Genomic DNA, 24,183 nt, shown 5'->3' with positions numbered 1-24,183 from the left:
CGCGCCACTTTCCAAATACGGCACCGCGCGTATCAATTTAAGCCGCGCATCGGCGATTTGCGTTCAATCGCCCGCGAAATCGAACGCGCTGACCCCGCGCTCGCCTTCGCGGAATCGCAGCGGGCGGCCGAGCGGCGGCATCGACCGCTGGACGCAGCCGGTGCGCGTGCAGCGACGGCAGCCGAGCCCGATCGGCGTCGCGGGGCTGCGCATCAGGTCGATCCCGCGCGCGGCGATCAATGGCGCCGCGACCTTCGCATCGACCCCGACGCACACCGCGAAACGCGCGGGCGTGCCGCTTCCCGTCGCCCCGGGCGCGGCGACCGAACGCGACTGGGTGAACCAGCGCGATCCGTCCTCGAGCTCGACGAGGTCGGCAACCACCTCACCCGGCCGCGCGAAGGCTTCGTGTACGCCCCACAAAGGGCAGCGCGCATCGCCGTCGACCAGCGGCGACTGGCTCGCCCCGGCGTAACGCTTACTCCCCTGCCCGGCGCGGTCGATGCGCAGCATGAAAAAGGGCATCCCCCGCGCGCCGACGCGCTGGAGCGTCGTCAGCCGGTGCGCGACCTGCTCAAAGCCCGCGCCGAAGCGTCGCTGGAGCAACAGCAAGTCATAGCCGGTCGCGTCGCAGGCGCGCAGGAAACGGCTGTACGGCATCATCAGCGCGGCCGCGAAATACTGGATCAGATGTCGCTCGAACAGCCGCGCCGCCGCGCTCTCGGCAAACTCCGCACCCGCGACAAGCGCATCGATCTCTGCCTTCGCCTCGATCTGAGCGAGTGTCGCCGCCGCCTGAAAGGTGCGCGACGCCGGACGCAGCAACTCATTGAGCATCAATTGCCGCGCGTGCCAGTCGAGCCAGCGCAACCGGTCGGGCATCACATCGCTCGGCAATATGCGGATTCCAAGCTGGTGCCGCGTGCGCAAACGTTCGGAAATCGTGCCGTACAGGTCGCCCCCGGCCAAGCGCAGTTCGTCGGCAAGCTCCTCGGCGCGCGCGTCGAGGTCGGGAAAATGATTGCGCCACTTCTCGATCGCTCGGCGCACGGCGGCAACTTCGGGCGCATCGGCTTCACCCTCCGCGCGCGCCTCAGGCGCCGCATCGAACAGTCGGGCGAAGGCAGCCGCCGTGGCGGGCGCGGTCTGGAGCCACTCCTCGACTTCCTGCGTTCCGATACCGAGGTCAGCGAAACGCGGGTCGGCGAGCCGCCGCCGGAGTCCCGCGAGCCCACCGGGCAAGTCTTCGGCGCCCAATTTTGCCGCGTCGAACCCAAAGCGTTCGGCGAGCTTTACGATAACCGTGGCACTAAGTGGCCGCTGCCCATGCTCGATCAGATTGAGGTAGCTCGGCGAAATATCGAGCGCCTCGGCCATCGCCGCCTGTGTCATCGCCGCCTCGCGCCGCACCTTGCGTACCGCCGGCCCCGCAAACACCCGTCGCTCCGCCATAGCTTGTAACTTTCTTTACTAATTTACACGCTGATTTACACGTATCAGCCATATTTCACAAATATTATTGACAAAGCTTTTCACTTTCGGCGGCAAATTCGGCAACTTCCACCCATCACCTCCGCACAAGGATAAGACGATGGGTTATCAGGAAGACATGGCGCAGGCAGGCCGCCTCATCCGCGATTACGACGGCACCTGGGACGGCATCAGCGGCGAAAGCATCGCCCGCATGCGCGCTCAGAACAAGTTCCGCACCGGCCTCGACGTCGCGCGCTACACCGCGCGCATCATGCGCGCCGACATGGCCGCCTATGACGCCGACCCCGCGAACTACACCCAGTCGCTCGGCTGCTGGCACGGCTTCATCGCGCAGCAGAAGATGATCTCGATCAAGAAGCATTTCGGGACCGTCAAGGGCCGCTACATCTATCTCTCGGGCTGGATGATCGCCGCGCTGCGCAGCGAATTCGGTCCGCTGCCCGACCAGTCGATGCACGAAAAGACCAGCGTCCCGGCGCTGATCGAGGAAATCTACACCTTCTTGCGGCAAGCCGACGCCCGCGAACTCGGCGGCCTGTTCCGCGAACTCGACGCCGCACGCGCCGAGGGTGACGAGCTCAAGGCCAAGCAGATCCAGTCGGCGATCGACAATCATGAAACGCACGTCGTGCCGATCATCGCCGACATCGATGCGGGCTTCGGCAACGCCGAGGCGACGTACCTCCTCGCCAAAAAGATGATCGAAGCCGGCGCCTGCGCGCTCCAGATCGAAAATCAGGTCTCGGACGAAAAGCAGTGCGGCCATCAGGACGGCAAGGTCACCGTGCCGCACGAGGACTTCATCGCGAAGATCCGCGCCTGCCGCTACGCCTTCATGGAACTCGGCGTCGAGGACGGCATCATCGTCACGCGCACCGACAGCCTTGGCGCGGGCCTGACGAAACAGATCGCTTTCTCGAAAGAAGCCGGCGATCTTGGCGACCAGTATAACAGCTTCCTCGATTGCGAAGAGGTCGAAGGCGCGGGCAACCCCGGCGACGTCCTGATCAACCGCGACGGCAAGCTGGTGCGCCCGAAGCGCCTGCCGTCGAACCTCTATCAGTTCCGCGCCGGCACCGGCGAAGACCGCTGCGTGATGGATTGCATCGCAAGCCTGAAGAATGGCGCCGACCTGCTGTGGATCGAAACCGAAAAGCCGCACATCGAACAGATTGCCGGCATGGTCGACCGCATCCGCAAGGTCGTCCCCAATGCGAAGCTCGCGTACAACAACTCGCCGAGCTTCAACTGGACGCTGAACTTCCGCCAGCAGGTGTTCGATGCCTGGGAGAAGGACGGCAAGGACGTCAGCGCCTATGACCGCGCCAAGCTGATGAGCGTCGATTATGACGGCACGCCGCTCGGCGACGAGGCCGACAACCGCATCCGCACCTTCCAGCGCGATTCGGCGAAGCGGGCGGGGATCTTCCACCACCTGATCACGCTGCCGACCTATCACACCGCGGCGCTGTCGACCGACAATCTCGCCAAGGAATATTTCGGCGACGAAGCGATGCTGGGTTACGTCAAGGGTGTCCAGCGCGCCGAGATCCGCCAGGGTATCGCCTGCGTGAAGCACCAGAATATGTCGGGCAGCGACATCGGCGACGATCATAAGGAATATTTCGCCGGCGAAGCGGCCCTCAAGGCCGCAGGCAAGGACAACACGATGAACCAGTTCGCCGCGTAAACAAGTTAGACGCGGGGGCCCGTTGCAACCCCCGCGTCGCCTATCTTGGCGCGGGGCCAGCGACCCGTCCCGCGCCTACCGAGCTTTCCTGGGGAGGAAAGCCTGTCCGTCGGAAGCCCTTGCGCTTCCGGCGGACATTTTTATTGCGGCAGCGCCGCTTCTTCCTCCCGCGTCTTGACCAGCGACCAGATGATGCCGCCCGCGATCAGTGCGACCGTCACGCCCAAGCTGACCAGCGGCGGAAACTTCGCGCCATCCAGGACGAAGTCGGCGACGAATATCTTCGACCCGATGAAGATAAGCACGAGCGCGAGCGCATATTTCAGATAATGGAAGCGGTGGACCATCGCCGACAGCGCGAAATAGAGCGCGCGCAGGCCAAGGATCGCCATGATGTTCGACGTGTAGACGATGAAGGTGTCGGTCGTGATCGCAAAGATCGCCGGCACGCTGTCGACCGCGAAGACGAGGTCGGCGAGATTGATCACCACGAGCGCGAGGAACAGCGGCGTTGCGGCGAGCACGATCTTGCCCGTTTTCGTATCGGGCACACGCACGAAGAACTTCTCGCCGTGCAATTGCTCGGTGATCGGCATCCGGCGCGACAGCCATTTGACAACCGGATTGCCCGCGACGTCCATCGGCTTTTCGCTCGCGAACAGCATCTTCACGCCGGTGAATACGAGGAACGCCGCGAAGATATAGAGCAGCCAGCCATATTCGGTGACGAGCGCCGCGCCGCCCGCGATCATGATACCGCGCAGCACGATCACCGCGACGATGCCCCACAGGAGCGCGCGATACTGGTAGCGCGGCGGGATCGCGAAGGTGGTGAAGATCAGCGAGATGACGAAGATATTGTCGATCGACAGCGCCTTCTCGATGAAGAAGCCGGTATAATATTGCAGGCCGGCCTCGCCGCCCTTCGCCGCCCAGACCCACGCGCCGAACGCGGTGGCGATGCCGATATAGAGCGCCGAGAGCTTCAGGCTCTCGCCGATCCCCATTTCCTTGTTTTCCTTGTTGAGGATGCCAAGGTCGAAGGCGGTGAGCGCGATGACGAGCGCGATGAACGACAGCCAGAACCAGGCCGGGGTGCCCAGCCAGTCGGCAAACAGAAATTCCATGGTGATTTCCCTGGATATGCCGAGCGCGCCGCCTTTCGGCAGCGTGCCCGGTCGTCAATTATGGTGGGTTAGCGGGCGAGCGCCGGACGCAGAGCGGGCCGCATCGTCAGAGCGGCAAGCCGTTCCTTCACCGCGAGCTTCAGTGTTTTCAGGCGCAGCAGGCGGAACGGATCGGCGCCGCGCCGGCGCACCTCGCGGCGCTCGGCATCGTCGAGCTGGCGATGCAGCACGGTCAGGCGATAAAGATTGGGATTCAAAGTCATAAAGGGCCTCCTGATTGAGAAATCAAGCAGGTGACGCCGATGCCGGGACCCCGAGAAACAGGGGGGAGATAGGGCCAGAGCATCGGGGTCACCCGATGCGGTCCGACATCACGTGGCGGGAAATATCCCGCCGACGCCAGAGGGGCCCGGCCCGCATTTCTTTTATTTAGGGTGCCGTCCCGCGGCTTGCAAGTCCCCCGGCGCCCCGGCACGCTGCAATGGAAGAAGGAGGAGGTTTGCATGAGCGTGCTTGTGAAAAGCGACGGCCCCGTCACGATCGTCACCATCGACCGCGCGGCGCGCCGCAACGCAGTCGATCCCGATACCGCGGTCGCCTTGCGGAATGCCTTCGCCGCCTTCGCCGCCGACGAAAATGCACGGGTCGCAATCCTGACCGGCAACGACGGGCATTTCTGCGCGGGCTTCGACCTCAATGCCGTCGGCACGTTGCGCTACGACCCCGACGGTCCCGGCCCGATGGGTCCGACGCGTATGCTGCTCGAAAAGCCCGTGATCGCCGCGGTCGAGGGGCATGCCGTCGCGGGCGGGCTCGAACTCGCGCTGTGGTGCGACCTGCGTGTCGCGGCGGCCAGCGCGGTGTTCGGCGTCTATTGCCGCCGCTGGGGCGTGCCGCTGATCGACGGCGGCACCGTTCGCCTGCCGCGCATCGTCGGCCAGGGCCGCGCGCTCGACATGATCCTAACCGGCCGCCCGGTTGCCGCCGACGAGGCGCTGCAAATCGGTCTGGCCGACCGTGTTGTTCCCGATGGCGAAGCGCTCGGCGCCGCGATCGAGCTCGCGAAACAGATCGCCGCCTTTCCGCAAATCTGCATGAACAGCGACAGGCTTAGCGCGTATCGCCAGTGGGATTTCGACATCGAAGGCGCGCTCGCGCATGAAGCGCATGCCGGGGTTGCCCCGCTGCGCGAAGGCGCCGCGGAGGGGGCGAAACGCTTTACCGCAGGCGCCGGACGCAGCGGCAGTTTTACGACCGGGGGAGAATGAAAATGAGGATATGGATTTCCGCCGCGGCGCTGGCCGCCCTGCCCTTGCCCGCTTTTGCGGCAAGCCCGGCCGATATTCCGGCCGCTATCTACACCGACCCGCCTGCCGACAAGGCGCACCCCGCGGCGATGGAGGTTGTCCATATCCCCAGCGGCAAGGTCGCGATCAACAGCGTCGTCTATGTCGCCGCCGGAGCCGGCCCGCACCCGACCGTCGTCCTCTGCCATGGCCTGCCCGGCAACGAGAAGAGCCTCGACCTCGCGCAGGCGATGCGCCGCGCGGGTTGGACCGTGATCACCTTCAACTATCGCGGATCATGGGGCAGCCCCGGCGATTATCGCTTTGCGCAAAATCTGGAGGATGCCGACGCGGCGCTGGCCTTTGCACGCGATCCCGCCAACGCCACGAAGCTGCGTATCGACCCGAAGCGGCTCGTGATCATGGGCCACAGCATGGGCGGCTGGGTCACCGCGCTCACCGCCGCGCACGACAAGGAATTGCTCGGCGCCGCGATGATCTCGGCGGGCAATATGGGCTGGCTCGGCGAACTGCCGCGCGATCAGGCGGTGAAGGCATTGGCGGACAACGGAATGGAGGCACTCGCCGGGACAACCCCCGAGATCTTGGCCGACGAAATCATCGCCAACACCGACCGCTTCGATTTCGTGAAATCCGCTCCGCAACTAGCGCAGACGACCCTGTTCGTCCTGACATCCGACGATGGGCTGGCACCGATGAGCAATGCGCTTTCGACCGCGATCGCTAAGGCCGGCGGGACCAGGACGAAGACCGTCCACGTCGCGACCGACCATAGCTGGTCGGACGCGCGCATCCGGCTTCAGGCCGAAATATTGAACTGGCTGGCGACGCTGAAGTAGCAGCTATTTCTTCGCCATCAGTTTCATCGTCATTGCCGTCAGCGCCTCGGTCGCGGTCGAGATGACCGCGGGCGCGTCGGGCGCCCAGAAGGGCGAATGGAGGCTGGGCAAGGTCCGCCCTTCCTTCTTCGCTGCGTCATATTCGGCCTGCGGCACCCCACCGACCCAGACGATCAGGCTCTTGATGCTCTTGTCTTCGCGTCCGAAGCGGCTGAAATCCTCGCCGCCCATCACCGGCGGCATCTGCACGACGCGATCGACCCCGAAGCTCGTTTTCAGATACGCCGCCATCTCTTCGGTGAATTCGGGGGTGTTGAAGGTCGAGGGCGTATATTCGTTCTTGTCGACGCTCACGACGGGCATTTTGTCGTCGGGCATGCCCGCGGCGATCGCCTCGCCCTTGGCGATGCGCGCGATGCCGTCCAGAAGGTGATCGCGCACTTCGTCGCTATAGCTGCGAACGGTAAGCTGCAGCTTCGCCTCGTCCGAAATGATATTGTGCTTCGCCCCGGCATGGAAGCTGCCGACGGTCACCACCGCGCTGTCGAGCGGACTGATCTCGCGCGAGACGAGCGTCTGCAATGCTCCGACGATGCGGCTGGCGAGCACGATCGGATCCTTGGTCGTCTGCGGATAGGCGCCGTGCCCGCCGACGCCCTTCACCGTGATGTCGACGCTGTCGACATTGGCGAGCGCATAGCCCGGCGTGTAGCCGATCTTGCCCGCCGGGAACTGTGCGGCATCGTGGAACGCGAGCGCATATTGCGGCTTGGGAAAGCGCGTGTAGAGCCCGTCGGCGAGCATCATCCGCGCACCCGCGCCGCGCTCCTCGGCGGGCTGGCCGATCATCACCAGCGTGCCCGACCATTTCGCCTTGTTCGCCGCCATCAGCCGCGCAACTCCGATCCAGGCGGTCATATGCGTGTCGTGGCCGCACGCGTGCATCACGCCGGTTTCGACGCCTTCCTTCGTGGTCACGCGCACCTTCGATGCGCCGGGCAGCCCCGTCTGCTCGGTGACCGGCAGGCCGTCCATGTCGGCGCGCACCAGCACGACCGGCCCCGGACCGTTCTCCATCACCGCGACGATACCCGTGCCGCCGACCTTTTCGGTGACCTTATACCCCAGTTTGCGCGTCTCGGCGGCGAGAATGCCCGCCGAGCGGACTTCCATGAAGCTGAGTTCGGGGTTGGCGTGCAGATTCTTGTAGATCGCCATCAGCGACGGCATCTGTTTTTCGACCTCTCCGCCGAGCGTCTGCGCGGCGGCGGGCGCAGCAAGAGCCAGCGCCGCGGCGCTCATCCACATAATTCGCATGCTAATTCCCCTGTTGTTCTTATTAGCTCGCCGGGACCAGTTCGATCACGTCGAGCAAGGATTCATACGCCGGAGCGGGCAGCACCAGCCGCCAGCGATTGTCGCCGATCCGCTCGACCAGCCCCGCCATGTCGCGCATCCGGTCGCTGCCGTAATTGACCGCCATCTTCTCGTCGCCGAGTTCGAGCGTGCCGAGGAAAATCTGCCGCTTCAGATTGTCGGGAAAGATCAGGCCGACCGGCCGCTGCGATCCCGAAATCTTGGTCAGGCTCGACAGCCCCTGTTCGGGCGCCACGCGGCACCGGAACCAGCCATAAGCGACATAGGACAGGCCGCTGCGCCCCTGCGCACCGACCTTGATCGTCCGGCACCGGTAATCGCCGGCGGGCAAATGCGGATTTGGCAATGCCGCCATCGGTTGCAGCAGCACACCTTCGCGGTCGATGTCGGCGCCAAAGCCTTTCGCGCGGGCGTCGGTCAGTGCCGCCTGCCAGCTGCTGTACCAGCCGCGAATGCGCTCCTTGTCCGCATCGGTCGACGTCGCACGCCAAGTGCCGTTCGCGTCGGGCGGCGCGTCTGCCGCCGATGGCGGCACCGGCGGCACGGTACGGCAAGCGCTTAAAGTGGCGCCCAGCGCCACCGCCAAAACCCATATGGTGCGACCCATGATTCTCTGTTTCTCCCCGATCCCTCTGCCGTTAACCTTAGGAGAGCGAAGAAGATTGCTCAAGGGCGCAGCCGATCAGGCGGCCGTCCACCCGCCGTCAACGCTGAGGTTCGCGCCGGTGATGTTGGCGGCCTCGTCGCGGGTCAGGAAGGATGCGATTGCCGCGACCTGCTCGACCGTCACGAACTGCTTCGTCGGCTGGCCCGCCAGCAGCACGTCGTTGATGACCTGTTCGCGCGTCATGCCGCGCGCCTTCATCGTGTCGGGAATCTGGTTCTCCACGAGCGGCGTCCAGACATAGCCGGGGCTGATGCAATTCACCGTGATCCCGGCATCGGCGACCTCAAGTGCGACCGTCTTGGTGAGGCCCGCGAGACCGTGCTTGGCCGTGACATAGGCCGATTTGAACGGCGAGGCGACGAGCGAGTGCGCCGACGCGGTGGCGATGATCCGCCCCCACTTCTTCTTGCGCATGACCGGCACCGCATGGCGGATCGTGTGGAACGCCGCGGTCAGGTTGAGCGCGATGATCATGTCCCACTTCTCGACCGGGAAATCCTCGACCGGCGAGACGAACTGCATGCCGGCGTTGTTGACGAGGATATCGACGCCGCCGAAATCCTTCTCGGCGCGCTGGAACATCTCTTCGATCTGGTCGGGCTTGGTCAAGTCAGCGCCGTCATAGGCGGCCTTCCCGCCGCTGATCGCTTCCAGCCCCTTACGCTCGGTTTCGATCGCGTCGGCATCGCCGAACCCGTTGATGATGATCGACGCGCCCTCGGCGGCGAACGCCTTGGCGATGCCGAGACCGATGCCCGAGGTCGATCCGGTGACGAGGGCGGTCTTTCCTGTGAGGCGCATGCGAAAATCCTTTTCGTGGGGGGAGAGTCTATTCAGGAACGCCGGGCTCGGCCTTTGGTCTCAATGCATTCGATTGCACCGCGAAACTGTCCGACCGCCCTTCGGCGATGCTGTCGGCGAGCAGATGGCCGTCCTTCATCGCGGCTTCGACCGCATCGCGGCCGAGCGCCCAGTTGACTTCCATCGTCGAGCGCGAAAATTCGAAATCGCGCGCGCCCGTCTGCCAGGCGGGTGGTTCGTGGATCAGTTGGACGACGTTGAGCGCCTTGCAGTCGACCATCTTGCGCACCGCCTTGACCTCGGACAGGTCGGCGAACTCGGGCGGCAATTTCTGCAGCATCCGGTCGATCAGCCGGTGCTCCTTGCGCCGCCGCACCAGCCCGTCCGAAATGCGGCGTGTGCGGCTGGAAAAGCGAATGTCCTTTTCACGCGACCAGGCTTCTTCCATGTCGTGCGGGCGATCGCCGCGCGCGGGGAACAGGTCGACCTGGAACACCAGCATATCCTCGTTCGCCGACTCGACCACATGTTCAAGCGGCGTGTTCGACACGAGCCCGCCGTCCCAATACCATATCCCGTCGATTTCGACCGGCGGGAGCCCCGGCGGCAACGCGCCGGACGCCAATATGTGCCGCGCATCGAGCGTTTCGAGTTTCGTATCGAAATAGCGGAAATTGCCGGTCTCGACCGCCACCGCACCGACCGACAGCCGCACCTTGCCGTTGTTCACCCGGTCCCAGTCAACCAGCCGGTCGAGCGTGGCGACCAGCGGCGCGGTGTCGTAGAAACTGACCGCCTCAGGCGTCTGCCGCGCGGCAAAGGCGGGCGGCAGGACACGCGGAATGAAAAAGCCCGGTACACCAAAGGCCGCGACCTGCCCCGCCGCCGCCATGTGCGCCCACTCCCGCGCCCAGTCGTTGTCGACCGTCAGCAGCGAGGGCAGCGCCGAGGAAACGCCTTCCCAGAACTCGCGCATCTTGCCGACGGCCTGGTCGCGTTCGTTTCCGGCGATGATCGCGGCATTGACCGCACCGATCGAAATCCCCGCCACCCAGTCGAGCTCGATGCCAAGTTCGATCAGTGCCTCATATACCCCTGCCTGGAACGCGCCGAGTGCGCCGCCGCCCTGCAAAACGAGCACGACGAGGTCGGGAAGCGGAAGCGCGGCGCGGGCGGCACGGCGTGGCATGGACTCGGGGGATCCTTGTTTTGGCGGAGACAAGATTTGTGCACCGCAACACAGCCTATTGCAATGGCTCGATTATATGCGAAGCCCCTTCCAATTACCCGGCGCTGCTGTAAATATCGCGGTGGAACGAGCATTTTACCGGTGGAGAAGCCCCATGCGCCTCGACGACTATGATCCCGGCGACGACATCCGCGACCTTGGCCGCGGTAGCGGTGGTGGATTTGGCGGCGGCGGAGGCGGCGGTCTCGGTGGGCTTCTCATCGGATTTCTCCCGATGCTGCTCGGGCGCAAAATGGGTTGCGGCACGATCCTCCTGATCGGCGCGGCTGCTTTTTTCCTGCTCGGCCCCGGCGCCAATATGCTCAGCAGCGGCGGCGGCACCGCCGATCCGGCCGTCGACAGCCGTGGCGGCGCCAATGTCGCCTGCGATACCGAGAGCGAACGCTTCGCCTGCAACGTATTCGGATCGACGCATACCGTGTGGCAGGGTCTGATCAGCGGCTATCGCAAGCCGACGCTCAATTTCTTCACCGAATCCAATCGATCGGGCTGCGGCGCCGCCCAATCGGCGATGGGACCCTTCTATTGCCCTGCCGATCAGGGCGTCTATCTCGACACCAGCTTCTTTCGTGAGCTCGAACAGAAATTCGGCGCGGCGGGCGACGCGGCACAGGCCTATGTGATCGCGCATGAGGTCGGCCATCACATCCAGACGATCAGCGGCATTTCGGATCAGGTCCGCCGCGCACAACAGCGCGCCTCGCAGGCAGAAGGCAATGCGCTCCAGGTCCGCATGGAGTTGCAGGCCGATTGCTACGCCGGCGTGTGGGCGGCGCGCGCGAAGACCAGCGCTGGCCAGCCGGTCATGGAAGCGGGCGATATGGAAGAAGCGATGCGCGCCGCGAACGCCATCGGCGACGACACGCTGATGCGCTCGGCGGGTCAGCGGCCGGTGCCCGAAAGCTTCACCCACGGCACGAGCGAGCAGCGCATGAGCTGGCTACGCCGTGGGCTGCAATCGGGGGATCCGCGCCAGTGCGACGCGTTCGGCGCGGCCGGCTGATCGCGGCGCTGGCGGCGGCACTCGCCGCAGCGCCCGCCTCGGCCGAAACCCTCTATGTCCAGACCGGGCGGTTGATCGACGGCGTCTCGAACGATGTCCGCACCGGCCAGTGCATCACCGTCGAGGCCGAGCGCATCAAGGTGGTCGGCGCGTGCGGAAAGGCGCCCGACGGCGCAAAGGTGGTCGACTGGTCGGGCTTCACCGTGCTTCCGGGCCTGATCGACCTCCACACCCATCTCGCCGATCTCGGGCAGAGCGCCGACCTTGCCGCGCCGATGAAGGCATCGCCCGCCGAAACCGCGCTCGTCGGTGCGCGCAATGCGCGCGTCACGCTCGACGCGGGCTTCACCAGCGTGCGCGATGTCGGCACCTATCGCGGCCTGACCGACGTGACGCTGCGCAATGCAATCGAGCGCGGCGACGTGCCGGGCCCGCGCATGTGGGTCGCGGGCGCTTATCTGACCATTCCGAAAGGTGGCGGCGAGTTGAACGGCGTGGTTCCGAACGAACAGCTTCCGCCCGACATGCGGCTCGGCGTCGCTGCGACGCCCGAGGAAGCGGCGGCGAAGACCACTTACCTGCTCGATCATGGCGCCGACTTCATCAAGACGATCGCGACCGGTGCGGTGCTCGCGATCGGCACCGAACCCGGCGCGCCCGAAATGACGGTCGAGCAACTGCGCGCGGTCGTGAAAGTCGCGCATGCCCGCGGCAAGAAGGTCACCGCGCACGCGCATGGCGCGATCGGCATTCAGAATGCGATCAACGCCGGAGTCGACAGCATCGAACATGCCAGCCTCGCCGACGAGACGACGCTGCAGCTTGCGAAGAAGCGCGGCACCTGGCTTGCGATGGACATCTATAACGGCACCTACATCGACGACGTCGGCACCAAGGAAGGCTGGCCCGAGGAATATCTGCGCAAGAATCGCGAGACGACCGACGCGCAGCGCGCCGCTTTCCGCCGCGCGGTCGAGCTGGGCATCAATATCGGCTATGCGACCGACGCGGGCGTCTATCCGCACGGGCTCAACGCACGTCAGTTCGGCAATATGGTCAAATATGGGATGAAGCCGATGCAGGCGATCCAGTCCGCGACCGGGCGCGCCGCAATCGAAATGGGCCGCGACGACGTTGGCGCCATCGTTCCGGGCCGCTATGCCGATTTCGTCGCGGTAAAGGCCGATCCGCTCGCCGACATCACGGCGCTGGAAAAGATCGACCATGTGATGAAAGGCGGCGTGATCGTCCGTTAGGAACCGATCTTTTCGCGCTTCCGCTTTTTCGTTTTTTCAGCCGCAAGCTTATCGCCCGCCATGGCAAGCAGCGCGTTGGCGACGCGTTCCGCCGCATGCGCCTCGGCGCGCGCCAGCAGCAAGGCGAGATCTTCGCGGCTGATATCGAAGGTCTCGCCCAGATCGGCGAGCGCGCCATCGATATCGTCCATCAACAGCCCGACCGGTTCCTGCGGCACCGCCTTCCCGTCGACGGGACGTGCGCGGTGCGGATAGCTGTGCCCCGAAAAGCGATGGAACAACATGCCGATCGCGACGAGGATCAGCGAATTGAGCAGCACGGGCACAAGGAAATCGACGACATGCCCCGAAAAGCTCTGCCAGCCGAGAACCGCGCTGAGCGCGACCGCACCGCCCGGAGGATGCAGGCAGCGCGCGAGCGACATCACCAATATGGCTGTCGATACGGCCAGCGCGGCCGCGAAAGCGGGCTCACCGATCGCCTGTGCCACGACCACGCCGAAGAGGCCGGATATGACGTTGCCGCCGACGATCGACCAGGGCTGGGCGAGCGGGCTCGCGGGCACAGCGAACAGCAGCACCGCCGACGCGCCGATCGGTGCGATGATCCACGGCATCGTCACCGGGAACATCGCCGCGCAGATCAGGCCGGCGAGGCTGATACCGACAAGCGCACCGACACTCGCGACCACTCGGTCGCGCAGGCTCGCGCCCGCAAGCAGCGGTATGAAAATCCGACTCGAATCCGGCTTGGCCACATATGCCTCCATGAAGGCGGCCCGATGGCGCATTGGGCACGGCGGCGCCAGAGAGGTTTGATTTATTATCGCCAAGCCCCGATTTTCAGCGACAATGGGGAAACGAGGCAATCCCGGTCGGTTCGTCCTTGAACCCGCGCGGCGCATCGCTAAACCGCTTTCATGCGAAACCACATCCTGTCCAGCGCGATCGCGCTCGCCGCCGCTCTTTCCACCCCCGCTTTCGCCCGGCCGATGACCGAGGTCGATCTTGCGACCTTGAAGCGCGTCGCCGCGCCGACCGGCTCGCCCGACGGGCGCTGGGTCGTGTTCCAGATGACCGAGACCGAGGGTGCGACGTACAAGCGCTCGACCGGCCTGTGGCTCGTCGACCGCAATGCAAAGGATGCCAAGCCCGCCCCGATCGCCGATACCGCGGGCAGGAATGAAGCCGCCCCCGCCTTCGACAAGGACGGCATCCTCTATTTCCTCTCGAACGCTTCGGGCAAGGATCAGGTGTGGCGCATCGATCCGAAAGCGGGCGCCGCCGCGACGCAGGTCACCGATACGCACGCCGATGTTTCGGGCTTCAAGATTTCACCCGACGGCTCGAAGCTGCTCGCGTGGGGCGACATCGCAAAGGAATGCACCGACTTCGGCTGCGACGCCAAGGACAAGGGCGCGCTTCCCGGCCCCGGCACCGGCCGCCTCTACAAGGATGGCGCAGGCTTCGTCCGCCACTGGGACCAGTGGGAAACCCCCGGTACCTACAGCCGACCCTTCATTTTCAACCTCGCAGACGGCAAAGCGAGCGCCGCACGCCCGGTCGACGCGGGCCTCATCGGCGACAGCCCGTCGAAGCCGTTCGGCGGCGGCGAGGAACTCGCATGGGGCGCTGACAGCCGCACGGTCTTTTTCACGCTGCGCAAGGCCGACCGGAACGAGCCGATGTCGACCAATCTCGATATCTACAGCTGGCTCGTCGACAGCCGGATGATGCCGGTCAATCTGACTGAGGACAATCAGGCGACCGACACGCTGCCTACCCCCTCACCCGACGGCAAATGGCTGGCCTATGCCGCGATGGCGCGGCCAGGATATGAGGCCGACCGGCAGGTGTTGATGCTGCGCAACCTCGAAAGCGGCGAGACGAAGAAGCTCACCGACGCATGGGACCGTTCGGTCGCTTCGATCGCATGGGCGGCGGACGGCCAGTCGCTTTACGTCACCGCGCAGGATACGCTCGAACACCCGGTGTTCCGCGTCGACGCTGCCACGGGCAAGGTGGAGAAGCTGAAGGCGACGACCGAAGCCTTCGAAGGCAATATCGGCGATGTCACGCCGCTGCCCGGCGGCGCCCTCCTCTATTCGCGCAACAGCGCGCTCGCGCCGACCGACCTGTTCGTCCGCGACGCCAAGGGCAAGGTGAAGCAGATCACCGCGGTGAACGCCGCGCGCCTCGCCGAATTCGACGCGGTGGAGCTTGACCGCATCCAGTTCGCCGGCGCGAATGGCGACAAGGTGTGGGGCATGATCCTGAAGCCCGTCAGCCCGGTCCAGAAACTGCCGGTCGCGTTCATCGTCCACGGCGGCCCGCAGTCGAGCTTCGGCAACAGCTGGTCGACGCGCTGGAACCCGCGCGTGTTCGCGCAGGAGGGCTATGGCGTCGTCACCGTCGATTTCCACGGTTCGACCGGTTATGGTCAGGCCTTCACCGACAGCATCAACAAGGACTGGGGCGGCAAGCCGCTTGAGGATCTGAAGCTTGGCCTCGCCGCGGCGGGCAAGCAGGACGCGCAACTTGACATCAACAACGCCTGCGCGCTCGGCGCCTCGTACGGCGGTTACATGATGAACTGGATCGCGGGCCAGTGGACCGACGGCTTCAAATGCCTTGTCCAGCATGACGGCGTGTTCGACCTGCGCGCGATGGCGTTCGAGACCGAGGAATTGTGGTTCGACGAATGGGATCATGGCGGCCCCTGGTGGGAGCGCACCGACCCCGAAAAATGGAACCCCGTGAACCACGTCACCAAGTGGAAGACCCCGATGCTGGTGATCACCAGCGAAAAGGATTTCCGCATTCCGTACAGCCAGGGCCTTGCGGCATTCACTGCGCTCCAGCGCCGTAATATCCCCTCGGAACTGCTCGTCTTCCCCGACGAGAATCATTGGGTGCTGAAGGGCGCAAACAGCGTCCAGTGGCACCAGACGGTGTTCAACTGGCTGGGTAGCCATCTGAAGAAATAGGCCCGCCTTCCCTTCACTCGTCACCCCGGACTTGATCCGGGGTCCATCTGCGGCCGCGGAATGGATGCCCGATCAAGTCCGGCATGACGAGGAGCGGGCTCGTTCCCCCTTGCCGCCTCGCCCCCCGGCTGGCAAAGGCGCCCGGCTATGCCGATGGAAAAAACGTTCGATCCCGCCGCTATTGAAGCGAAATGGGCCCATGAATGGGAAAGCCGCGGGCTGTTTCGCCCCGCGCGTCCCGACGCGACACCCTTCACGATCGTCAACCCGCCGCCGAACGTCACCGGCGCGCTGCACATCGGCCACGCGCTCGACAACACCTTGCAAGACGTGCTCGTTCGTTACGAACGCCTGCGCGGCAAGGACGCCTTGTGGGTCGTCGGAATGGACCATGCCGGCATCGCGACACAGATGGTCGTCGAACGCCAGATGGAAGAGCGGCAGGACAAGCGTACCAATTACAGCCGCGAAGATTTCATCGACAAGGTATGGCAGTGGAAGGCGGAAAGCGGCGGCCAGATCACCGGCCAGCTCCGCCGCCTCGGCTGCTCGATGGACTGGTCACGCGAGCAGTTCACGATGGACCCGCATTTTACCGAGGCCGTGGTCAAGGTGTTCGTCGACTTGCACAAGAAGGGGCTGATCTACCGCGACAAGCGTCTCGTGAACTGGGATCCGAAGCTCAAGACCGCGATTTCGGACCTCGAGGTCGAGACGCACGAGATTCAGGGCGGCTTCTGGCACTTCAAATATCCGCTCGCCGACGGGGTGAAACTCGACGATGGCCGCGACCATATCGTGGTCGCGACGACGCGCCCCGAAACGATGCTCGCCGACATGGCGGTCGCGGTGCACCCCGACGATCCGCGCTACAAGAGCGTGATCGGCAAGGAGATATTGCAGCCGATCACCGGCCGCCGCTTCAAGATCGTTCCCGATGAACATGCCGACCCCGAACTGGGTTCGGGCGCGGTGAAGATCACCCCAGGACATGATTTCAACGACTTCGACGTCGGCAAACGCGCGGGCTTCAAGCCCGGCGAGATGCTCAACATGCTCGACGGCGACGCGAACGTCATCCAGACTACCGATGGGCTGATCCCCGCCGAATATCTCGGCCTCCACCGCTTCAAGCGCGACGGCAAGGATGGCGCGCGCGAACTCGTCGTGACGCGGATGAAGGAAGCCGGCTTCCTGATCCCGCACATCGACAAGGACGGCGGCGAACATGACGCCGAGCCGCGCACGATCCAGACGCCGTTCGGCGACCGCGGCGGCGTGGTGATCGAGCCCTGGCTGACCGACCAATGGTATGTCGACGCCGAAACGCTCGCGCAGCCGCCGATACAGGCGGTGCGCGACGGGCGCATCAACATCGTCCCCAAGACGTGGGAAAAAACCTTCTTCAACTGGATGGAGAATATCCAGCCCTGGTGCGTCTCGCGCCAGCTCTGGTGGGGCCACCGGATTCCGGCTTGGTATACCGAGGATGGCCGTATCTTCGTTGCCGAAACCGAAGGAGAAGCGCAGGCCGAAGCCGGCGCAGGCGTTGCTCTGACGCGCGACGAAGACGTCCTCGACACCTGGTTCTCCTCGGCGCTCTGGCCCTTCGCCACGCTCGGCTGGCCCGAGAACACCGAGCTGCTGAAGCGCCACTACCCCAACGACGTCCTCGTCTCGGGCTTCGACATCCTGTTCTTCTGGGATGCGCGCATGGCGATGCAGGGCATGGAGTTCATGGGTGATGTGCCGTGGAAGACGCTCTATCTCCACGGCCTCGTCCGCGCGCCCGACGGCGCGAAGATGTCGAAGTCGAAGGGCAATGTCGTCGATCCGCTCGGGCTGATCGACCAATATGGCGCCGACGCGCTGCGCTTCTTCATGTCGGCGATGGAAAGCCAGGGCCGCGACATCAAGATGGATGACGCGCGCCTCGCCGGCTATCGAAACTTCGCGACCAAGCTGTGGAACGCCGCGCGCTTCTGCGAAGCCAATGGCATTTCGGCCTCGGCCAGCTTCGAAGCCCCCGCCGCGACGCTGCCCGTCAACCGCTGGATCATCGGCGAGGTCACCGCGACCGTCGCCGCGATGGAGACGGCCTTCGCCGCCTATCGCTTCGACGAGGCCGCCAACGCGATCTACAGTTTCGCGTGGGACCGTTTCTGCGACTGGTATCTCGAACTGATCAAGGGCGCGATCGACGACGAGACGAAAGCCGTCGCCGGCTGGGTGCTCGACCAGATTCTCGTCATGCTCCACCCCTTCATGCCCTTCATCACCGAAGAGCTGTGGACCGGGCTTGGCGACCGTGCCGATTATCCGCTGATCACCGCGAAATGGCCCGCGCCGACGGCCTCCAGCGATGCTGACGCCAGCGCCGATATCGACTGGCTGATCAAGCTCGTCAGCGAACTCCGCACCGCAAAGGCCGAACTTGGCCTGCCGCCGGGCGCGCGCCTGACCGCGCATTTCCCGGCATCGCTCAAAGGCCGCACTGACAAGCTCGCAGCGCAGCTCGACCGCCTTGCGCGTCTCGAAGCCATCAGCTTCGACCCCGCCCCTGCAGGCGCCTCGGCACAGCTCGTTGTCGAGGGCGAGACGATCACCGTCCCGCTCGAAGGCGTCATCGACATCGCCGCCGAACGCGACCGCCTGACCAAGGCGCTCGCCGCGGCAGCGAAGGAACGCGACGGCCTCGCGGGTCGCCTGAACAACCCGTCGTTCGTCGAGCGCGCCAAGCCCGAAGCGGTCGAAAAGGCGCGCGCCGACCATGCCGCCAAGGAAGCCGAGGCCGACCGCCTGACCGCCGCATTGGCGCGGTTGGGGTGATGCGCGGGTTGCAGCTTCTGGCGGTTGGGGCGGGGTTGTTTCTGACCACCCCGCTCGCTGCCGGACAGGCGACCCCACACACACCGTCGATTGGCAGCTCGGAACGCATCGCGATCCTGACAGCGCTGCGCACGCACCCCGACATGCGCTTCACCTTTCGCCACCTGCGCGTCTGGAACGATGGCGGCCGCGCCATCGCTTTTGCCGAAGGCGACAATGGCGTCATCGGCGGCTTCAAGATCATCCTGACCCGCGACGGCAAAGCGGGCTGGAGCGTGGTCTGGGGCGAAGGCGACGGCGGCAGCAACAGCTGCATTGCCGGCGCGCGCCACTATCGCTGGGCTATCGATCTGATCGGATCCTACCACACCCTGCCCGACGCCCTTTTTCCCGGCGTCACCGCGCAAACGCGCGAGCTGGAGCAGATGGCAAAGGATGACCCCGATTCCGATTGCGTCGGCGATCTGGAAGGCGGCCCGGCGTGAGCGAAGAAATCCCCATCACGCCGACGCCCGTCGCGGCGGCTGCCGACCCTGCCGCAGGACCGATTCCGCCGCGCCAGACCGCGCGCGACGGGCGGATGGACCTCACCCACGGGCCGATCACCAAGACACTGATCCTCTTCGCGCTGCCGACGCTGGCGTCGAACATCCTCCAGACGCTGTCGGGGTCGGTGAACGCGATCTGGGTCGGGCAGTTCCTTGGCGAAAGCGCGCTCGCGGCGACCGCCAATGCGAACATCATCATGTTCCTGATGTTCGGTGCCTTCTTCGGCTTCGGCATGGCGGCGACCGTCCTCATCGGCCAGTCGATGGGCCGCGGTGATATCGACGCCGCGCGTCGTGCGACGGGCGGCGTGATCGGCCTCGCGCTGATCTTCTCGGTCGTCATTGCGATTATCGGCTGGTTCGCGTCGGATCAGATATTGCGCTGGCTCGAAACCCCGCCCGAAGCCTTTGCGCTCGCGCACGATTATCTGCGCGTCACTTTCCTTGCGGTTCCCGCCTCGATGCTATCGGTGACGCTGATGATGGCCTCGCGCGGCGCCGGCGACGCAGTGACGCCGCTCCGTTTCATGATCCTCGCGGTCGTGCTCGACATCGTCTTCAACCCCGTTCTGATCCTCGGCCTCGGCCCCTTCCCGCGCCTTGGCATTGCGGGCAGCGCACTGGCCACGGCCGTCGCGGGGACGATCAGTCTCGCCGGCATGATCGGCTGGTTCTACGCCAAGAACCACGTGCTGCGCCTGCGCGGGCATGAACTATCCTATCTGCTTCCCAAATGGTCGGAGCTGCGCTTCATCATCGGGCGCGGCCTGCCGATGGGTGCGCAGATGCTAGTCATCTCGGGCGCCGGGCTCGTCATGGTCGGGCTCGTCAACCGCGAGGGGCTCGTCACCGCCGCCGCCTATGGCGCGACGCTGCAGCTCTGGAACTATATCCAGATGCCCGCGCTCGCGGTCGGCGCCGCAGTCAGTTCAATGGCGGCGCAGAATATCGGCGCCGCGCGCTGGGATCGCGTGGCGTCGGTGACGAACAGCGGGATCGCAATCAATCTCGCGATGACCGGCGTCCTGATCGCCCTCCTCCTGGCGTTCGACCGTGCCGCGCTCGCGCTCTTCCTCGGCAGCGAAAGCCCGGCGATCGAGGTGTCGCGCAATATCCAGCTGATCGCGACCTGGACCTTTCTGCCCTTTGGCACGACGATCGTGCTGATCAGCACGCTGCGCGCCAATGGCTCGGTCGTGCCGCCGCTCGTCATTCTGTTCCTGTCGATGTTCCCGATCCGCCTTGGAATCTATTATTTCGGTTATCCGGCAATCGGCAGCGACATCCTCTGGTGGAGCTTTCCACTCTCGTCACTTGCGTCGCTGGCGATGGCGTGGGCGATCTATCGGCGCGGCAACTGGCGCCGCGCGCTGCCGCAACCGGCGGGCTGACCGGTCTTCTGCTTTCGACCAAGGTGCGCGCAGCTTCGACTGGCGGCCCGGCGCCCGCTAGCCATAGGCCGGTATTTGGCGCTAAAGCATCGTCAATGAACATGACAAACCGCAAGGACGCGCTGCGTGATCAGCGCGCGAAAATGCTGGCGGCGGACCCCGACTGGCGCGCCTCCGACGCCCGCGTGAACCCCCGGGTCGCGATCGGATCGATCATCGCAATGTGGGTGATCTATTTCCTGATCACCACCGTCCTTGCGATGCTGACCGGCGCGCCCGAGCAGTGGACGTCGGCCGGGCGCCGCGCCGTCGTGGTGATCGCCGGCATTCTCTGCACCTTCGTCCTTTACCAGCTTCTACAGCGCGCCCAGCCGCAAAGCTTCGGCGCCCGCCTCGCGGCGGCGATGGGGGCGGCCGTGCCGCTCGTCATCATCTATGCGACGGTCAATCTACTCGTCTTCTATTACTGGTTTCCCGTGGCTGACAGCGCCAAGCTGATCGAGGAGATGCAGGGCAAATATCCGGGCGCATGGGAAATGATGCTGATCCTCGACAGCTCGATCCGCTGGTATTTCTTCTTCGCCGTCTGGGCCGCGCTCTATGTCGCGTTCGGCTATGCCAACGAGATGCGCGCACTCGAACGCCGCGCCAACCATTTCCGTATGGAAGCACAGACCGCGCAGCTCCGCGCACTACATTACCAGGTCAATCCGCACTTCCTGTTCAACACGCTCAATTCACTGTCGACCCTCGTGCTCAAGGGATCGAAGAGCGAAGCCGAGACGATGATCATGAACCTCGCGTCCTTCCTCCGCTCGAGCCTCGCCGTCGATCCCGAACAGCTGGTGAGTCTCGACGAGGAAATCGCGCTCCAGCGCCTCTATCTCGACATCGAACAGACCCGGTTCCCTGATCGTCTGCAGGTCGAAGTCGCCATGCCGAAAGAACTGGAAAACGCCTGCGTTCCGGTGCTGATCCTGCAACCGATCATCGAGAATGCCATCAAATATGGCGTCGCGCCCAGCAAGGGGAAGATCGCGGTCCGTCTCACCGCCAGCGCCGAATATGGGCTGCTGGTGCTGCGCATCGAAAACGACATCGACCCGAAGGCTCCCGCCCCCGCCTCGGGGACCGGCCTCGGCCTCGGCAATGTCCGCGAGCGCCTGCTCACGCGTTATGGCCCCGCCGCCGGATGCGAATGGGGCCCTTCGGATAGCGGCGGTTTTGTCGTATCGCTGTGGCTGCCACTGGCACGGGAGGCTTGCTGACCGATGATTCAAACGCTTCGCACTCTGATTGTCGATGATGAACCGCTGGCGATCGAACGATTGCAAATCCTTACCGGGCAGCAGGACGGCGTCTCGCTCGTCGGCACCGCCAGCGACGGCGCCTCAGCGCTCCGCATGGTCGATGCGCTCGCGCCCGATCTCGTGCTGTGCGACATCGCGATGCCCGATCTCAATGGGCTGGAGGTCGCCGCCGCGATCGAGGGGCTCGACAACCCGCCCGCGGTCGTGTTCGTCACCGCGTTCGATCGCTATGCGGTGGCGGCGTTCGACGTTGCCGCTGTCGACTATCTGCTCAAGCCTGTGTCGCCCGACCGCCTCGCCCGGGCGCTGTCACGCGTGCGCGAATGGCGCGCGACCGAGCGCGCGCCGGCGCAAAAAAGCCGATGGATCAATGAATTCTGGGTCCAGAACCGCGGCGAGATGTTGCGCATCGATGCCGGACAGGTCGATTTGATCGAAGCCGAACGCGACTATATGCGCCTGCATGTCGGCGGCCGCAGCTGGCTGATCCATCAGACGATCAAGTCGCTGGAAGCTCGCATGAACCCCGATCAGTTCATGCGCATCCACCGGTCAAAAATGATCCGCCGCGAAGGCATCGTCGGATTGAAACACCATGGCGACGGCGCGTGGAGCGTCGATCTGGGCGAAGGCGGCGTCCACCGCATCGGGCGAACCTATCTCCACGATGTAAAGGCGATCATGCACGCCTAGGGTCCGTACTCAATTACGGCGCCGTAATTGAGTACGGACCCTCCACAGGAAAGGCGGCCATGCTGCCGGGGCATGACCGCCTTTTGGGATTAACATACGACGGAGTTGGTCAGGGCGCGGCGGCGACGACAATCCGGCCGCGATCGGCCAGGCGGGCGCTTTCGCCGTTGAACAGGCCGGCCAGTTTCACATCGGCGTCGGCCATCGCGCTGTCCTCGCAGCGATTGGCAACGGCACGTTCGCGAAGGCCCTGCCGATAATGCAGCCGGGTGCCGCACACTTTCTGGACGGCAAATTTGACTCGGGCGTTCAACCGCTCGCGGCCGTCGGCGCCCGACAGGTCCAGGTCATCGTATCGCACGACAGCGGTATGCCGCTCGCCATCGCCTTCGGCTGCGGCCGGAACCGCAAAGCCAGCCAGCGCAACCGGCGCTGCCAGCAGGAATGAAAATTTCGCCATGGGGGAGTCCTCTCTTCAAAAAGGATGCGGGATACCGGCTGGCGGACCGGGGAGACCGTCTTCCGATACCCCGCAAAGGGGTGATACCCCCTGGACGTCATGAGAATCGCCTTTGGATCGATCAGGGCGGACAGCCGCTCGATTGACAGACGAAGCGCGTCGATCCGTCGACGAATGGCCGACCGCGCGGCAACATCATGGCGCCGGGCTTGCATCCGGCGTATGTTCATGGCCAAATTGACCAATGGCGAGGAAATTATCTTTCGCTGCGAGTCGCCGCACGGGCGCGCGCCTGTTCCGTTGGTGGGCGCTTGCGCTCGCTGGGGTCATCGGCGGGGCTTTGCTGGGCGAAATGGCCGTCGGGACGCGATTGGGCGGTGGGGGCAGCGAGCCGGCATCCTATTCGCGCCTCAGCGCCAATCCCGACGCGCTGGCGCCGCAAGGCAGCGGGGCCGCGCCGTGCCTCGACTGCGCGGACAGCTACGGCGTCGCTATAAGGCTGCGGGCGCATCGCGACGAAATGATGAGCGATGACGCGTTTCGCGAGCTCGGGGCGGTCGACGTCGATCCGCCGATCCTGGCCGATGTCTCCGACGACTATCGATACGGCGGCCGCTTTCCCGACCCAGAGCCTGCCGCAGCGGCAACGGGGGAAGACCCGCCCACCGATATGCCAGCGGGCGAAGCCTCTCCCCCCGACATCACAAAGGCGCCGGTGCCCGCCGAATATTGACGCCTTAGCGCGGCGGCTTTGTCGGCGCGGCGCAGCGGGTCGTGTCGCCGGCCTTGCACGCAGCGGCGTCGGCTTCCCATTTCATCCGCTCTTCGGCCGACATCGCGGCGACGCGTGCCTTCTCGGCCTCATAAACGGCGGTTTCCTCGGTGAACACCGTCTGGTCGTGCGCGACCTGTTGCTGCGCGGCGGAAACTTCCTGCGCATAGGTCGTGTTGTCGGCCCTGGCGCGCGACGCCTGTTCGGCGTTGAGCCGCGCCGTGTTCGACCGCTCTTCGGCCGTCGTGCCGTCCTTGGCTGGTTTCGCCGCCGACGTCGTATCGGCCGGCGTCTGGAAGGCGGCCGCCTGACCCGAGGCGAGCAGCGCAAGCGCGGCGGTGGCCGCCATCATATTTCTGGTCATCGAAGCTTCTCCTTCACAT

Annotated in this window: 22 protein-coding genes; 12 read left to right on the top strand and 10 right to left on the bottom strand. The window is 64.9% G+C overall.

The window, feature by feature from the left end; all coding sequences use genetic code 11:
• Positions 1-63: 63 nt before the first annotated feature.
• Positions 64-1,452, bottom strand: a complete 1,389-nt coding sequence (locus ASD73_RS16935) for a helix-turn-helix domain-containing protein (RefSeq protein ID WP_056374212.1) — start codon at positions 1,450-1,452, stop codon at positions 64-66.
• A 139-nt stretch (positions 1,453-1,591) separates the two neighbouring features.
• Here ASD73_RS16935 and ASD73_RS16930 point away from each other — a divergent pair, with 139 nt between their 5' ends.
• Complete coding sequence (locus ASD73_RS16930) at positions 1,592-3,184, top strand: isocitrate lyase (RefSeq protein WP_056375189.1); 1,593 nt, start codon at positions 1,592-1,594, stop codon at positions 3,182-3,184.
• Between the two features lie 140 nt (positions 3,185-3,324).
• On the opposite strand, the gene ASD73_RS16925 is transcribed toward ASD73_RS16930, so the two are convergent.
• Complete coding sequence (locus ASD73_RS16925) at positions 3,325-4,311, bottom strand: TerC family protein (RefSeq protein WP_056374210.1); 987 nt, start codon at positions 4,309-4,311, stop codon at positions 3,325-3,327.
• A gap of 68 nt (positions 4,312-4,379) precedes the next feature.
• A complete protein-coding gene (locus tag ASD73_RS16920; RefSeq protein WP_056374208.1) occupies positions 4,380-4,574 on the bottom strand; it encodes a DUF465 domain-containing protein in 195 nt (64 codons plus the stop codon).
• A 240-nt stretch (positions 4,575-4,814) separates the two neighbouring features.
• On the opposite strand from ASD73_RS16920, the gene ASD73_RS16915 reads away from it, so the two are divergent.
• Together ASD73_RS16915 and ASD73_RS16910 are read left to right on the top strand one after the other, a co-directional pair.
• Complete coding sequence (locus ASD73_RS16915; protein ID WP_056374206.1) at positions 4,815-5,579, top strand: crotonase/enoyl-CoA hydratase family protein; 765 nt, start codon at positions 4,815-4,817, stop codon at positions 5,577-5,579.
• 2 nt (positions 5,580-5,581) lie between these two features.
• Positions 5,582-6,457, top strand: coding sequence for an alpha/beta hydrolase family protein (locus ASD73_RS16910; RefSeq protein WP_056374204.1), 876 nt, complete (start codon positions 5,582-5,584; stop codon positions 6,455-6,457).
• Between the two features lie 3 nt (positions 6,458-6,460).
• Here ASD73_RS16910 and ASD73_RS16905 read toward each other — a convergent pair whose 3' ends face one another.
• The 4 genes from ASD73_RS16905 to ASD73_RS16890 all read right to left on the bottom strand — a co-directional run bounded on the left by ASD73_RS16905 (position 6,461) and on the right by ASD73_RS16890 (position 10,491).
• Positions 6,461-7,774, bottom strand: a complete 1,314-nt coding sequence (locus ASD73_RS16905) for an amidohydrolase (RefSeq protein WP_056374202.1) — start codon at positions 7,772-7,774, stop codon at positions 6,461-6,463.
• A gap of 22 nt (positions 7,775-7,796) precedes the next feature.
• Positions 7,797-8,441, bottom strand: a complete 645-nt coding sequence (locus ASD73_RS16900) for a DUF4893 domain-containing protein (protein ID WP_056374200.1) — start codon at positions 8,439-8,441, stop codon at positions 7,797-7,799.
• Between the two features lie 75 nt (positions 8,442-8,516).
• Complete coding sequence (locus ASD73_RS16895; RefSeq protein ID WP_056374198.1) at positions 8,517-9,302, bottom strand: 3-hydroxybutyrate dehydrogenase; 786 nt, start codon at positions 9,300-9,302, stop codon at positions 8,517-8,519.
• Positions 9,303-9,330: 28 nt separating this feature from the next.
• Positions 9,331-10,491: a patatin-like phospholipase family protein gene (locus ASD73_RS16890; protein ID WP_056374196.1), complete on the bottom strand. Its 1,161-nt coding sequence runs from the start codon at positions 10,489-10,491 to the stop codon at positions 9,331-9,333.
• Positions 10,492-10,645: 154 nt separating this feature from the next.
• On the opposite strand from ASD73_RS16890, the gene ypfJ reads away from it, so the two are divergent.
• Complete coding sequence (ypfJ, locus tag ASD73_RS16885) at positions 10,646-11,554, top strand: KPN_02809 family neutral zinc metallopeptidase (protein WP_056374195.1); 909 nt, start codon at positions 10,646-10,648, stop codon at positions 11,552-11,554.
• Positions 11,527-12,810, top strand: coding sequence for a metal-dependent hydrolase family protein (locus ASD73_RS16880; RefSeq protein WP_056374192.1), 1,284 nt, complete (start codon positions 11,527-11,529; stop codon positions 12,808-12,810). Before ypfJ ends, ASD73_RS16880 begins: the two co-directional genes overlap by 28 nt.
• Here ASD73_RS16880 and ASD73_RS16875 read toward each other — a convergent pair.
• Positions 12,807-13,568 (bottom strand): HPP family protein, encoded by a 762-nt coding sequence (locus ASD73_RS16875; RefSeq protein ID WP_235534551.1) that lies wholly within the window; start codon positions 13,566-13,568, stop codon positions 12,807-12,809. The genes ASD73_RS16880 and ASD73_RS16875 overlap by 4 nt on opposite strands.
• A 162-nt stretch (positions 13,569-13,730) precedes the next feature.
• On the opposite strand from ASD73_RS16875, the gene ASD73_RS16870 reads away from it, so the two are divergent.
• From ASD73_RS16870 to ASD73_RS16845, 6 genes are all read left to right on the top strand, one after another.
• The gene (locus ASD73_RS16870; protein WP_056374191.1) at positions 13,731-15,797 is read left to right on the top strand and encodes an alpha/beta hydrolase family protein; all 2,067 of its coding nucleotides are present in this window, start codon (positions 13,731-13,733) and stop codon (positions 15,795-15,797) included.
• 147 nt (positions 15,798-15,944) lie between these two features.
• Positions 15,945-18,626, top strand: a complete 2,682-nt coding sequence (locus ASD73_RS16865; RefSeq protein ID WP_056374189.1) for a valine--tRNA ligase — start codon at positions 15,945-15,947, stop codon at positions 18,624-18,626.
• Complete coding sequence (locus ASD73_RS16860; protein WP_056374187.1) at positions 18,626-19,111, top strand: hypothetical protein; 486 nt, start codon at positions 18,626-18,628, stop codon at positions 19,109-19,111. Before ASD73_RS16865 ends, ASD73_RS16860 begins: the two co-directional genes overlap by 1 nt.
• Positions 19,108-20,565: an MATE family efflux transporter gene (locus ASD73_RS16855; protein ID WP_235534548.1), complete on the top strand. Its 1,458-nt coding sequence runs from the start codon at positions 19,108-19,110 to the stop codon at positions 20,563-20,565. Before ASD73_RS16860 ends, ASD73_RS16855 begins: the two co-directional genes overlap by 4 nt.
• A 101-nt stretch (positions 20,566-20,666) precedes the next feature.
• On the top strand, positions 20,667-21,833 hold the full coding sequence (locus tag ASD73_RS16850) for a sensor histidine kinase (protein WP_235534540.1): 1,167 nt from the start codon (positions 20,667-20,669) through the stop codon (positions 21,831-21,833).
• 3 nt (positions 21,834-21,836) lie between these two features.
• Complete coding sequence (locus ASD73_RS16845) at positions 21,837-22,568, top strand: LytR/AlgR family response regulator transcription factor (RefSeq protein ID WP_056374183.1); 732 nt, start codon at positions 21,837-21,839, stop codon at positions 22,566-22,568.
• A gap of 109 nt (positions 22,569-22,677) precedes the next feature.
• On the opposite strand, the gene ASD73_RS16840 is transcribed toward ASD73_RS16845, so the two are convergent.
• A complete protein-coding gene (locus ASD73_RS16840; RefSeq protein ID WP_056374181.1) occupies positions 22,678-23,028 on the bottom strand; it encodes a UrcA family protein in 351 nt (116 codons plus the stop codon).
• 244 nt (positions 23,029-23,272) lie between these two features.
• On the opposite strand from ASD73_RS16840, the gene ASD73_RS16835 reads away from it, so the two are divergent.
• Positions 23,273-23,761, top strand: a complete 489-nt coding sequence (locus tag ASD73_RS16835; RefSeq protein ID WP_056374179.1) for a hypothetical protein — start codon at positions 23,273-23,275, stop codon at positions 23,759-23,761.
• A 4-nt stretch (positions 23,762-23,765) separates the two neighbouring features.
• Here the strand turns inward: ASD73_RS16835 and ASD73_RS16830 are convergent, their stop codons facing one another.
• Positions 23,766-24,164 carry a hypothetical protein gene (locus ASD73_RS16830; protein WP_156377442.1) on the bottom strand — a complete coding sequence of 133 codons (399 nt, stop codon included), beginning with the start codon at positions 24,162-24,164 and terminating at the stop codon, positions 23,766-23,768.
• Positions 24,165-24,183 lie beyond the last annotated feature (19 nt).

The organism is Sphingopyxis sp. Root154 (assembly GCF_001427105.1).
Lineage (GTDB): Bacteria > Pseudomonadota > Alphaproteobacteria > Sphingomonadales > Sphingomonadaceae > Sphingopyxis.
This window is presented reverse-complemented; position numbering and strand designations above follow the sequence as displayed.

Bases quoted from the DNA above. Each gene is read 5' to 3' on its own strand.
- ASD73_RS16900 (WP_056374200.1), bottom strand. From the start codon at position 8,441: ATGGGTCGCACCATATGGGTTTTGGCGGTGGCGCTGGGCGCCACTTTA.
- ASD73_RS16910 (WP_056374204.1), top strand. From the start codon at position 5,582: ATGAGGATATGGATTTCCGCCGCGGCGCTGGCCGCCCTGCCCTTGCCC.
- ypfJ (WP_056374195.1), top strand. From the start codon at position 10,646: ATGCGCCTCGACGACTATGATCCCGGCGACGACATCCGCGACCTTGGC.
- ASD73_RS16845 (WP_056374183.1), top strand. From the start codon at position 21,837: ATGATTCAAACGCTTCGCACTCTGATTGTCGATGATGAACCGCTGGCG.
- ASD73_RS16905 (WP_056374202.1), bottom strand. From the start codon at position 7,774: ATGCGAATTATGTGGATGAGCGCCGCGGCGCTGGCTCTTGCTGCGCCC.
- ASD73_RS16915 (WP_056374206.1), top strand. From the start codon at position 4,815: ATGAGCGTGCTTGTGAAAAGCGACGGCCCCGTCACGATCGTCACCATC.
- ASD73_RS16930 (WP_056375189.1), top strand. From the start codon at position 1,592: ATGGGTTATCAGGAAGACATGGCGCAGGCAGGCCGCCTCATCCGCGAT.
- ASD73_RS16895 (WP_056374198.1), bottom strand. From the start codon at position 9,302: ATGCGCCTCACAGGAAAGACCGCCCTCGTCACCGGATCGACCTCGGGC.
- ASD73_RS16850 (WP_235534540.1), top strand. From the start codon at position 20,667: ATGACAAACCGCAAGGACGCGCTGCGTGATCAGCGCGCGAAAATGCTG.
- ASD73_RS16860 (WP_056374187.1), top strand. From the start codon at position 18,626: ATGCGCGGGTTGCAGCTTCTGGCGGTTGGGGCGGGGTTGTTTCTGACC.
- ASD73_RS16835 (WP_056374179.1), top strand. From the start codon at position 23,273: ATGGCGAGGAAATTATCTTTCGCTGCGAGTCGCCGCACGGGCGCGCGC.
- ASD73_RS16925 (WP_056374210.1), bottom strand. From the start codon at position 4,311: ATGGAATTTCTGTTTGCCGACTGGCTGGGCACCCCGGCCTGGTTCTGG.
- ASD73_RS16920 (WP_056374208.1), bottom strand. From the start codon at position 4,574: ATGACTTTGAATCCCAATCTTTATCGCCTGACCGTGCTGCATCGCCAG.
- ASD73_RS16865 (WP_056374189.1), top strand. From the start codon at position 15,945: ATGCCGATGGAAAAAACGTTCGATCCCGCCGCTATTGAAGCGAAATGG.
- ASD73_RS16830 (WP_156377442.1), bottom strand. From the start codon at position 24,164: ATGACCAGAAATATGATGGCGGCCACCGCCGCGCTTGCGCTGCTCGCC.
- ASD73_RS16870 (WP_056374191.1), top strand. From the start codon at position 13,731: ATGCGAAACCACATCCTGTCCAGCGCGATCGCGCTCGCCGCCGCTCTT.
- ASD73_RS16840 (WP_056374181.1), bottom strand. From the start codon at position 23,028: ATGGCGAAATTTTCATTCCTGCTGGCAGCGCCGGTTGCGCTGGCTGGC.
- ASD73_RS16890 (WP_056374196.1), bottom strand. From the start codon at position 10,491: ATGCCACGCCGTGCCGCCCGCGCCGCGCTTCCGCTTCCCGACCTCGTC.
- ASD73_RS16935 (WP_056374212.1), bottom strand. From the start codon at position 1,452: ATGGCGGAGCGACGGGTGTTTGCGGGGCCGGCGGTACGCAAGGTGCGG.